12 protein-coding genes are annotated in these 10,928 nt (G+C 68.8%); 7 read left to right on the top strand and 5 right to left on the bottom strand.

Going from position 1 to position 10,928, the window contains the following annotated elements; all coding sequences use genetic code 11:
* Positions 1-118: 118 nt before the first annotated feature.
* Positions 119-850, top strand: a complete 732-nt coding sequence (locus tag AO501_RS06885; RefSeq protein WP_055577013.1) for an SIMPL domain-containing protein — start codon at positions 119-121, stop codon at positions 848-850.
* Here the strand turns inward: AO501_RS06885 and hpt are convergent, their stop codons facing one another.
* From hpt to dacB, 4 genes are read right to left on the bottom strand one after another with little or no spacing between them, the layout of a single operon-like run.
* On the bottom strand, positions 851-1,426 hold the full coding sequence (hpt, locus tag AO501_RS06880) for a hypoxanthine phosphoribosyltransferase (protein WP_055577012.1): 576 nt from the start codon (positions 1,424-1,426) through the stop codon (positions 851-853).
* 38 nt (positions 1,427-1,464) lie between these two features.
* Positions 1,465-2,424, bottom strand: coding sequence for a tRNA lysidine(34) synthetase TilS (gene tilS, locus AO501_RS06875; RefSeq protein WP_055577011.1), 960 nt, complete (start codon positions 2,422-2,424; stop codon positions 1,465-1,467).
* Positions 2,403-3,455, bottom strand: coding sequence for a zinc-dependent metalloprotease (locus AO501_RS06870; protein WP_055577018.1), 1,053 nt, complete (start codon positions 3,453-3,455; stop codon positions 2,403-2,405). Before AO501_RS06870 ends, tilS begins: the two co-directional genes overlap by 22 nt.
* On the bottom strand, positions 3,452-4,840 hold the full coding sequence (dacB, locus tag AO501_RS06865) for a D-alanyl-D-alanine carboxypeptidase/D-alanyl-D-alanine-endopeptidase (RefSeq protein WP_156452362.1): 1,389 nt from the start codon (positions 4,838-4,840) through the stop codon (positions 3,452-3,454). Before dacB ends, AO501_RS06870 begins: the two co-directional genes overlap by 4 nt.
* Positions 4,841-4,931: 91 nt before the next feature.
* On the opposite strand from dacB, the gene AO501_RS06860 reads away from it, so the two are divergent.
* The 4 genes from AO501_RS06860 to AO501_RS06845 are packed head-to-tail and all read left to right on the top strand — an operon-like array spanning position 4,932 to position 7,774.
* A complete protein-coding gene (locus AO501_RS06860) occupies positions 4,932-5,420 on the top strand; it encodes an inorganic diphosphatase (protein WP_055577016.1) in 489 nt (162 codons plus the stop codon).
* Positions 5,421-5,446: 26 nt separating this feature from the next.
* Positions 5,447-6,724: a hypothetical protein gene (locus AO501_RS06855; RefSeq protein ID WP_156452361.1), complete on the top strand. Its 1,278-nt coding sequence runs from the start codon at positions 5,447-5,449 to the stop codon at positions 6,722-6,724.
* Between the two features lie 13 nt (positions 6,725-6,737).
* Positions 6,738-7,439: a glycosyltransferase family 2 protein gene (locus AO501_RS06850; RefSeq protein ID WP_055577010.1), complete on the top strand. Its 702-nt coding sequence runs from the start codon at positions 6,738-6,740 to the stop codon at positions 7,437-7,439.
* Positions 7,436-7,774: a DUF2304 domain-containing protein gene (locus AO501_RS06845; RefSeq protein WP_055577009.1), complete on the top strand. Its 339-nt coding sequence runs from the start codon at positions 7,436-7,438 to the stop codon at positions 7,772-7,774. Before AO501_RS06850 ends, AO501_RS06845 begins: the two co-directional genes overlap by 4 nt.
* On the opposite strand, the gene AO501_RS06840 is transcribed toward AO501_RS06845, so the two are convergent.
* Positions 7,771-8,715 carry an NAD-dependent epimerase/dehydratase family protein gene (locus tag AO501_RS06840; protein WP_055577014.1) on the bottom strand — a complete coding sequence of 315 codons (945 nt, stop codon included), beginning with the start codon at positions 8,713-8,715 and terminating at the stop codon, positions 7,771-7,773. The two genes, AO501_RS06845 and AO501_RS06840, sit on opposite strands and share 4 nt — an antisense overlap.
* Between AO501_RS06840 and AO501_RS06835 the strand changes: the two genes are divergently transcribed.
* Together AO501_RS06835 and AO501_RS06830 are read left to right on the top strand one after the other, a co-directional pair.
* Positions 8,681-10,474, top strand: coding sequence for a hypothetical protein (locus tag AO501_RS06835; RefSeq protein WP_055577008.1), 1,794 nt, complete (start codon positions 8,681-8,683; stop codon positions 10,472-10,474). The genes AO501_RS06840 and AO501_RS06835 overlap by 35 nt on opposite strands.
* 73 nt (positions 10,475-10,547) lie before the next feature.
* Positions 10,548-10,928, top strand: a 381-nt coding sequence (locus tag AO501_RS06830) for a PE family protein (protein ID WP_156452360.1), incomplete at its 3' end; no start/stop codon positions are given.

Below are 10,928 nucleotides of genomic sequence, written 5' to 3'. Positions count from 1 at the left end.
ATCTTCGGAAGACCTCGACCCCTATCCCGACAACGACGCGCCGAGCACCCCTACACCCTCATCTGCGAAGAGCCGGTTAACAACTGTCGTCGCGGCCTCGAAGGCTAAGGTGCCAGTCATGCCGATCGCAAACCGCTTCCGAAGGTTGACGGCCGCGGCCGCCGCAGGCGTTGCTCTGCTGACCGTTTCGGCCTGCGACTCTCACAACGCGGCACCGTCCCCGTCGACCAACCCGCGTCAAGTGACCGTCGTCGGATCCGGGCAGGTTCAGGGCGTCCCGGACACCTTGACCGCGGACGTCGCCATCGAATTCACCGCGGCAGACGTCACGACGGCGATGAACCAGACCAATGAGCGGCAGCAAGCCGTGATCAACGCGCTGGTAGCCGCCGGCCTGGACCGCAAGGACATCCGCACCACCAACGTCAGTCTGCAGCCGCAGTACGCCAAGCCCGAGTCGGCCGGGACCGCCACCATCGCCGGCTACCGCGCCGACAACGCCATCGAGATCAAGATCCACCCGACGGACGCGGCGTCGAAGCTGCTGGCCCTGGTCGTCAGCACGGGTGGCGACGCCACCCGGATCAGCTCCGTCCACTACTCGATCGCCGACGACTCGCAGCTGGTCAAGGACGCGCGGGCGCGCGCCTTCGACGACGCGAAGAACCGCGCCCAGCAGTACGCCCAGCTCTCCGGCCTGAGCCTGAGCAAGGTGCTGTCCATCTCGGAAACATCCGGTTCGGCGTACGCGCCCGGGCCACAACCGGCGCCGCGCGAGTCGATGGCGCCGCTCGAACCCGGCCAGCAGACGGTCAGCTTCTCGGTGACCGCGGTGTGGGAGCTGAACTAGTCACTGATAGACCCGCGGGTCCAGGGTCCCGATGTAGGACAGGTCGCGGTAGCGCTCGTCGTAGTCCAGGCCGTAGCCGACCACGAAATCGTTGGGAATGTCGAAGCCCACGTAGGTGATGTCGACGTTGGCGCCCACCGCTTCGGGCTTACGCAGCAGCGTGCACACCCGCAGCGAACGCGGATGACGGCTGGTCAGGTTGCGCAACAACCAGGACAGCGTCAGCCCGGAGTCGACCACGTCTTCCACGATCAGCACGTCGCGGTCGTGAATATCGCGGTCGAGGTCCTTGAGAATGCGCACCACTCCCGACGATGACGTCGAAGAGCCGTAGGAACTCACCGCCATGAACTCGAACTGGGTGGGCAGTGGAATCGCGCGGGCCAGATCCGTCACGAAGAGCACAGCGCCCTTGAGGACGGTGATCAACAGCAGGTCCTGGCCGGTGGTGGCGGCCAGATCCCGGTAGTCCTCACCGATCTGTCGACCGAGCTCGGTGATGCGGCCCTGAATCTGCTCCTGGGTGAGCAGCACCGACTTGATGTCCCCCGGGTACAGCTCCGCCGTCACGTGCACAGCGTGCCACGCTTACCTGAGAAGAACCAACGTAGGCGTCAAATTGCCTGCTGGCGCAACGTAAGTACGCCGTCGCGCCGGCCCGCGAACAGACGCTGACCGCGCAGCTTGGACCCCACCGCCACTCCGCCCTGGCCGCGCCACGCGGTGACCAGTGTGTCCACCCCGCGGATCTGCTTGTCCGTCAATCCGATCGCACCGCCGGCCAGCAGCCAACCTCGGATCACCCGTCGGCGTACCGGCGCGGGCAGCGCGGCCAGGGCCGCGGTGTCCAACCCGGCGCCGATCGTGACGGTAGGCAGCGCGTCGGCGGCGATCGCGTCGATCAGGTCGGTGTCCTCACGCAACGCCGTCGCCGTGCGGGCCAGTGCCTCGGCGACACCGCCGCCCAGCACGTCCTCCAGCAAGGGCAGCACCTCACCGCGCAGCCTGGCCCGGGTGAACCGGCGATCCACGTTGTGGGGATCCTGCCAGGGGGTCAGGCCGAGTTCGGCGCAGGCGTCGTGGGTCACCGCCCGCCGCACCCCCAACAGCGGTCGGCACCACGGCGGATCGTGCGGACGCATGCCGGCGATGGATCGCGCACCAGAACCGCGGCCGAGCCCCAGCAACACCGTCTCGGCCTGATCGTCGAGCGTGTGAGCCAGCAGCACCGGCCCGTCCCGGTGAGATTCCAGCGCGGCATAGCGGGCGGTGCGGGCGGCGGCTTCCGGGCCGCCATCGCCGGCCACCTCGACCCGCAGCACCTCCGCCGACCGACAGCCCAGCGAAACAGCTTGCGCCCGTGCGGTTTCGGCCACGCGGGCGGAATCCTCCTGCAAGCCGTGGTCGACGATCAGGGCGGTGGTGGGCCGCAGTGCGGCGGCAACGGCGGTCAACGCCAACGAATCCGGGCCCCCCGAGAGCGCCACACACCAGCTATCGGTGCCGCCGAGCTGGTTCTGCGCGAATTCGCTTACCGCCCTGCGCAGTTGGGCTACAGCACCCGGTCGATCCATCGCTGCGGGTGCTCGATCTCGGTAGGCTTGGGCAACGTCTCAGGGCCCGTCCAAATCGCGTTGAACCGCTTCATCCCGACCCGGTCCACCACGTGGTCGACGAACGCCTTGCCGCGGGTGTACTGACTGAGTTTGGCCTCGAAACCCAGCAGTGCACGCACCAGCCGCTGCAACGGCGGCTGCTTGCGCAGGCGGCGTTCGTCGAATTTGCGGCGGATCGCGGCGACCGACGGCACCACCACCGGCCCGACCGCGTCCATGACGTGCTCGGCGTGCCCTTCCAGCAAGGTTCCCAGGACTAGGAGCTGGTCCAGCGCCTGCCGTTGCGGCTCGGACTGAACCGCGCGAACCAGGCCCAGGATCCCCTCGGGGTGGGCCTCGTCGCGTCCCCGATTGCGGACGAACTCCGCGAGCCGGCCGGCCACCTCGCGGAGGTCTTCGGTCGGCTCCTGAGTCAGCAGACTCAGCGAGCTCGACATGTGCCCGGCGATCCACGGGTTGGCGGTGAACTGCACGCGGTGGGTCACTTCGTGCAGGCACACCCACAGCCGGAAATCGGAGGGGTCCACCTTCAATTGGCGTTCCACGCCGATGACGTTGGGATACACCAGGAGCAGGGTGCCGGAGTCGGGACTGGTGAACGGGTCGTACTGCCCGAGGATGCCGGAGGAGACGAACGCCAGCACGGCACCCGTCTGGGCGCCGGTCAGCCGGCCGGTGACGAAACTGTGCGGCTTCTCGGCGCCGTTGGTCATGGCCCGCATCGACTCGGCGGCCGCCCGGATCCATTCGCGCCGGTCCACGATGCGGGCCGGCGGCACCGTGTCCGCGGTGATCAGACCGGTGACGTCGCGAACCGGCGGCTCGGCCTGCTCGGCCGCCCGGCTCAACTCCTCCATCACCTGTCGGCGCGTGTACTCAGAGGTGACCGGACCCCCGCGGGCCAGCTTCTCCCCCACCGTGGCGGCGAACCCCCAGTCGACGGCGTTGCCCATCGAAAGGCCGGACGACCGGGACGTCGAAGGGCTCATGTCGTGCACCCGCAGAACCACAGCTTGGTGGCCAGCGCGTCCATCGCGTTGCGCCCGTTGGGTCCGGCATCGTTGGAGATGAAGGCGAAGGTCAGGACCCGTCCGCTGGCATCGTTGAGCAACCCGACCAGCGAGTTCACCGCCGTCAGTGAGCCGGTCTTGGCGCGCAGCCAACCGGCCGGGCCCATGGTGGTGGAGCGGTCCAAAAAGCGTTCGCCGAGGGTGCCGCTGCCGCCGGCGATCGGCAACAGATCCAGTAGCGCCCGCAATGACGGCTGATCCGGTCCGGCCGCGGCCTGCATCACCCCATCCAGCGTCCGGGCCGTCAGACGGTCGTTCACCGACAGCCCGCTGGAGTCCACCAGCGCGGCTCCGCCGGTGTCCACATGGGCGGTGTTGAGCCTGCTGGTGACGGCGTCGACCGCGCCGGTGAAGCTCTGCGGCCGGTTGATGGCGGCGGCCACCTCACGGCCGATGCACTCGGCCATCACGTTGTCCGAGGCGTTCATCATCTGCGAAAGCCGCTGGATCAGCGGCGCCGACTGCACCACCGCCAGTTGCCGGGCCCCGGCAGGCGCGCTGGCGACGGTCACCGCCGCCGGGTCCAGACCCAGGGCGATCGCCAGCTGGCGTCCGGCGTCCAGCGCCGGGGTCTTGGAACGTCTCGAGTTGACGGTGGTCGGCTGGATCCGCCCGGCGTCGATCATCGCGGACTCGATCGGCGCCACGTCACCGTTGTCGATGTCGGCCGGATCCCAGCCGGGCGCCAACCCGGGACCGCTGAACGCCGAGGTGTCGACCTGCACGGCCGTCGGGGTCATGCCGCTGCGGTGTACTTGTTCGACCAGGTCACTGATGCGCGCCGCACCCCGGTACCAGGTCTCGACACCGGGCGGCGCCGCCGACAGCGTCGGATCCCCGGCGCCGACCAGCACCACCGGACCCTGGGCGGCCTGACCCGCCGCCACCACCCGGGTGCTGATCCGGGCCTGCCGGTCCAGGGTGAGCAGGGCCGCCGCCGCGGTCAGCACCTTGTTCGTCGACGCCGGCACCATCGGCAGGTCGTCGAGTTGCCGCCACAGTTCCTTGCCGGTCATCGCGTCGGTGATCCGGCCGCCCAGCCTGCCCAGATTCGGGTCGGCGACAGCGGCAGCCAGTGCCGCCGCCACACCTGCGGCGCTGGGCGCGGGCGCACTGTCGGCAACCGGGGTCACCCCCGCCTTGACCGTCGGCGGCCGCGGCGGCGGAACCGGGGACCGCGCCCCGCCGACGCCGTGCCCCCCGGTGGTGAACAGCACGGCGGCCGCTACGACAGCAGCGACGAACGCGAGCACCACCAGCCCGACCAGCAGGTGGGTGGACTTGCGCCAGCGTTTGGGGCCCATGTAGATCGCTGCACTCCTGTCTTTTCGTGTCCCATTCTGCCGAATCGGCCGCCAGGCAGTGCCGCGGCACCTGCTCGACTACTGTGTACCCGTGCAATTCGACGTGACCATCGAAATTCCCAAGGGTCAGCGCAATAAGTACGAGATCGACCACGAGACCGGACGCGTGCGCTTGGACCGCTACCTCCACACCCCGATGGCCTACCCGGCCGATTACGGCTTCATCGAGGACACCCTCGGTGAGGACGGGGACCCGCTGGACGCGCTGGTGCTGCTGCCCCAGCCGGTGTTCCCGGGGGTGCTGATCGAGGTGCGGCCGGTGGCGATGTTCCGCATGGTCGACGAGAAGGGCGGCGACGACAAGGTGTTGTGCGTGCCGGCCGGTGACCACCGGTGGGACCACGTCCAGGACATCGACGACGTTCCCCCGTACGAGCTGAACGACATCAAGCACTTCTTCGAGCACTACAAGGACAACGAGCCGGGCAAGTTCGTGAAGGCGGCCGACTGGGTCGGCCGGGCCGAGGCCGAGGCCGAGGTTCAGCGTTCGATAGAGCGATTCCAGGCCGAAGGGCACTGAAGCTTCCGTCCGATAGTGTCGCCACGGTGACGGACGGCGCGGGCACCCCGGGAGCCACGGGAGCCACCGGAGCCTCCGTGGGACCGATCGCGCGCGGCAGTGTCGCACGGGTCGGCACCGCGACGGCGGTGACCGCGCTGTGCGGCTACGCGGTGATCTACCTCGCCGCGCGCGACCTCGCGCCGAGCGGCTTCTCCATCTTCGGCGTCTTCTGGGGCGCGTTCGGACTGGTCACCGGGGCCGCTAACGGCCTGCTCCAGGAAACGACCCGGGAAGTCCGCGCTATGCAGTATCTGGACGTGCTCCCGGACGGCGCCCGCACCCATCCGCTGCGGGTCGCCGGCCTGGTCGGGCTGGCCTCGGCCTCCGTGATCGCGGCCAGCGCAGTGCTGTGGAGCGGCCGGGTCTTCGTCGAGGACCGCTGGTTGTCGGTCGCGCTGCTCAGCGTCGGTCTGGCGGGGTTCTGTCTGCACGCGACGCTGCTCGGCACGCTGGCCGGCGTAAACCGGTGGGGCCAGTACGGCGCCTTGATGGTGACCGACGCCGTCATCCGGGTGGCGGTCGCGACGGCGACCTTCGTACTCGGCTGGGGCCTGGTCGGGTTTCTGTGGGCGACGGTTGCCGGCTCGGTGGCCTGGCTGATCATCCTGGTGTCCTCGCCCGCGGCACGGACCGCAGCGCGCGTGCTGACGCCAGGCAGCACCGCGACGTTTCTGCGTGGTGCGGCCCACTCGATCACCGCGGCGGGGGCCAGCGCCATCCTGGTCATGGGGTTTCCGGTGCTACTGAAGCTGACGTCGACCGAGCTGGGCGCCCAGGGCGGCGTCGTGATCCTGGCGGTGACGCTGACCCGGGCGCCGCTGTTGGTCCCGCTGACGGCGATGCAGGGCAACCTGATCGCGCATTTCGTCGACGAACGCAGCCACCGGTTGCGGGCCCTGATCTCACCCGCCCTGCTCATCGCCGGGATCGGTGGGATGGGAGTGCTGCTCGCCGGCCTGATCGGTCCGTGGTTGTTGCGCTTCGCGTTCGGCGCGCAGTATCAGGCCAGTAGCGCGCTGCTGGCCTGGTTGACAGCCGCCGCGGTGGCCATCGCGCTACTGACGCTCACCGGCGCGGCGTCGGTGGCCGCCGCGCTGCACCGGGCGTACTCGCTGGGGTGGGTCTGCGCCACGGTGGCCTCCGGGCTGCTGCTGGCGCTGCCGATCGCACTGGAGACGCGCACCGTCATCGGTCTGCTGTGCGGTCCCATGGTGGGAATCGCCGTCCATCTGATCGCGCTCGGGCGCGGCGAACGCGTGTAATTTTGGCCTTGAAATGGCCCCGAAAATGGATTACTCCGACGCCTGGATCATCGTCCCCGCCTTCAACGAAGCCGTCGTCATCGGCGAGGTTGTCGCCGAACTGCGCACCGCATTCGACCACGTCGTGTGTGTGGACGACGGCAGCGCGGACGGCACCGGCGAGATCGCGCGGCAGGCCGGTGCGGTGTTGGTGCGTCATCCCATCAATCTGGGCCAGGGGGCGGCGATCCAGACCGGCGTCGAGTACGCCCGGATCCAGTCCGGCGCCCGGGTGTTCGCCACGTTCGACGCCGACGGCCAGCACCGCGTCAAGGACGTGGTCAGGATGATCGACCGGCTGAACCAGGGCGACGTCGACATCGTGATCGGCACGCGATTCGGCGGGCAGGTCGCCAACCGGCCGCCATTGCTCAAGCGGATGGTGTTGCAGACGGCCGCGCGGCTGAGCCGCCGGGGCCGCCGGCTCGGTCTCACCGACACCAACAACGGCCTGCGGGTGTTCAACAAGACCGTCGCAGACGGGATGAACATCACCATGAGCGGTATGAGCCACGCCACCGAGATCGTCATGATGATCGCCGAAAACCATTGGCGGGTGGCCGAAGTACCGGTCGAGGTGCTCTACACCGAATACTCCAAGTCGAAGGGGCAGCCGTTGCTCAACGGCGTCAACATCATCTTCGACGGATTCCTGCGAGGGAGAATGCGGCGATGAACTGGATCCAGGTGTTGCTGATCGGGTCGATCATCGTGTTGCTGGTATTCCTGCTGCGGTCGCGGCGCAGCGCGCGGGCACGCGCCTGGGTGAAGGTGGGCTACGTCCTGTTCGTGCTGCTCGGGGTCTACGCGGTACTGCGACCGGACGACACCACGGTGGTGGCGCACTGGTTCGGCGTGCGGCGCGGCACCGACCTGATGCTCTACGGGCTGATCATGGCGTTCAGCTTCACCACCCTGAGCACCTACATGCGCTTCAAGGACCTGGAGCTGCGCTACGCGCGACTGGCCCGCGCCATCGCGCTCGAGGGAGCACAGGCGCCGGAGAGCTAAGCGTGCTTGTGCTGCCGAAAGAATTCGACCGTACGGCGCACACCCTCATCCAGAGCCACCTGTGGGCGCCAGCCCAAAACCTCTGCCGCCAAACCGATGTCGAGACATGAGCGCTTCAGGTCGCCCAGCCGCGGCGGATGGAACTCCGGGTCGTCGGGGCCACCCACCGCCGCCGCGACGGCGGTGTGCAGCTGACGGTCCGACGTCTCGATACCGGTGCCGACGTTGAAGCGCTGCCCGCCTCCGGCCGCACCGGACGCCTTGACGAAGGCGTCGACGACATCGTCGACGAACACGTAGTCGCGGGTGTTGGAGCCATCGCCGAAGACTTTGGTCGGCCTGCCTTCCAACAGGGCCTGGGCGAAGATCGCGACCACGCCGGCCTCACCGTGCGGGTCCTGGCGCGGCCCGTAGACGTTGGCGGGCGCGATATGCGAGCAGTCCAGGTCGTAGAGGTGCCGGAAGGTGTTCAGGTAGATCTCCCCGGACACCTTCCCGGCGGCATAAGGCGAGAACGGGTCGGTCGGCACCGTTTCGGGCGTCGGGTACTGCGGCGGCACGCCGTAGATGGACCCACCCGACGAGGTGTGCACCACCTTGCGCACCGCGGCGCGCTGGGCCGCCTCGGCCAGCCGGATGGTGCCGATCACATTGACCGACGCGTCGAACTGCGGGTTAGCCACCGAGTGCCGGACGTCGATCTGCGCGGCCAGGTGAAACACCACCTCGGGCTGGTGCTCACCGAGGATGGCGTCCAGGTCCGATGTCACGATGTCGGCCTCGACGAAGACGTGTTCGGGGTTGTCGGCCAGGTGCTCGATGTTGGTGGCCCGGCCGGTCGCGAAGTTGTCCAGGCCAACCACCGTGTGCCCGTCGGCCAGGAGACGGTCGACTAGCGTCGACCCGATGAAACCGGCTGCCCCGGTGACCAGTGCTCGCACCGGCCCACCATACAGAGTCGCCGTGGTGGCAGCCGCGCTGATCATCGCGCAGCTGGTCGTTCGTGCCGTGCTGGCGTTCCGCGGCTACTTCTATTGGGACGATTTGATTCTCATCGGCCGGGCCGGCACCCAGGGCCTGCTTTCGCCGTCGTACCTGTTCGACGACCACGACGGGCACGTGATGCCGGGCGCCTTCCTGGTGGCCGGGGTGATCATCCGGCTGGCGCCGCTGGTGTGGACGTGGCCGGCGATCAGCCTGGTGGTGCTGCAGTTGCTCGCGTCGCTGGCGCTGTTGCGGGCGTTGTACGTGATCCTGGGCTGGCGGCCGGTGCTGCTGGTTCCGCTGACATTCGCACTGTTCACCCCGTTGGGGATACCGGGGTTCGCCTGGTGGTCGGCGGCGCTGAACTCGCTGCCCATGCTGGCGGCGCTGGCCTGGGTGTGCGGCGACGCCGTGCTGCTGGCCCGTACCGGCAACCAGCGTTACGCGGTGACCGGTGTGCTGGCCTACTTCGGTGGCCTGCTGTTCTTCGAGAAGGCGGCGGTGATCCCGTTCGTCGCCTTCGCGGTGGTGGCGCTGATCTGTCACCTTTCCGGTGCCGCCGCGTCGCGGACGGCGTGGCGCGGCGGCGTCCGGTTGTGGGTGGGGTCGCTGGCACTGACCGCCTGCTGGGTGGCGCTGTATCTGGCGGTGGTGAATCAACGGCGCTGGAGTTCGGACCTGGCGATGACGTGGGCGTTGTTGCGACGGTCGATCACCCACGGCATAGTGCCGGGTCTGGCCGGCGGCCCCTGGGACTGGGCCCGCTGGGCGCCGGCCTCGCCCTGGGCCACGCCACCGCCGGCGGTGATGCTGCTGGGCTGGGCGGTTCTGCTTGGAGCGCTGGTCATTTCACTGTTACGCAAGCAGCGCATCGGGTTGGTGTGGCTCACCGCGGCCGGCTACGCGGTCGCCTGCCAGGTGCCGATCTATCTGATGCGGTCGTCGCGGTTCACCGCTTTGGAACTCGCGCAGACCCTTCGGTATTTTCCGGACCTGGTCTTCGTACTCGCGCTGCTGGCCGCGATCGCGTTCACGGCACCGAACCGGGAGTCGTCCGGTTGGCTGGACTGGTCGCGGCTCCGTACCGCGCTGACAAGCGTTGTGGCGCTGGCGTTTCTGGCCAGCAGCCTGTACTCGACGGCGACGTTCCTGACGTCGTGGCGGGACAACCCGGCCGAGCCCTACCTGAGGAACGCCCAGGCCGGCCTGGCGGCCGCCGACACCCCGCTGCTGGACCAGGAAGTCGATCCGTTGGTGCTGCAGCGGGTCGCCTGGCCGGAGAACCTGGCCAGCCACATGTTCGCACTGTTACGAGACCGACCCGAATTCACCTCGGCCACAACACAATTGCGGATGCTGAACAGCAAAGGCCAGCTGGTCGACGCGCGGGTGACCTGGGTGCGGACCATCACACCGGGCCCCGTACCCCGTTGCGGCTACTTCGCCCAGCCCGATCAGCCGGCACGACTGGTTCTGGACGGCCCGTTGTTGCCCGCCGACTGGACCGTCGAATTGAACTACCTGGGCAACAGCGACGGCTCGATGATCCTGGCGCTGTCCGAGGGACCTGAGGTCAAGGTGCCGGTGCATCCGGGACTCAACCGCGTCTACGCCCGGCTGCCCGGCGCCGGGGACGCGATCACGGTCCGGGCCACCACCGCCGCGCTCTCCCTGTGCCTGGCGTCGGGACCGGTGGGATTTCTGGCGCCGCTCTGAGCGGCAGGATGAAACGTTCTGACCCGCGCAGCCGATACGCTGATTGTCGATCAGTCCGAGCGGGAGGGCAGCGTTGTCGCACGTGTTCGCGGTTCCGGAGCTGATGGCCTCGGCGGCAACGGATCTGGCGGGTATCAGGTCGGCGCTGCGCGCCGCCGACGCGTCCGCTGCGCTGCCCACCTCGGCGCTGCCGGCCGCCGGCAACGACGAGGTGTCGGCGGCAGTGGCGGAGCTGTTCTCCGGCTACGCGCGGCAGTATCAGGCGCTGAGCGCCCAGGCCGAGACATTCCACCAGCGGTTTGTGCAGTTGCTGACCTCGGGTGCCGGGGCCTATGCATCCGCGGAGGCCAGCAACGCCGGACCGCTGCAGCCGGTGCTCGACCTCATCAATGCGCCGACCCAGGCGTTGCTCGGGCGCCCGCTGATCGGGAATGGCGCCGACGCGACGACGCCG

It is taken from the genome of Mycobacterium gordonae (assembly GCF_001417955.2).
GTDB classification, from domain to species: Bacteria; Actinomycetota; Actinomycetes; order Mycobacteriales; family Mycobacteriaceae; genus Mycobacterium; species Mycobacterium gordonae_B.
Note: the sequence above shows the minus strand (reverse complement) of the source record. Positions and strands in the feature narration are given on the sequence as shown.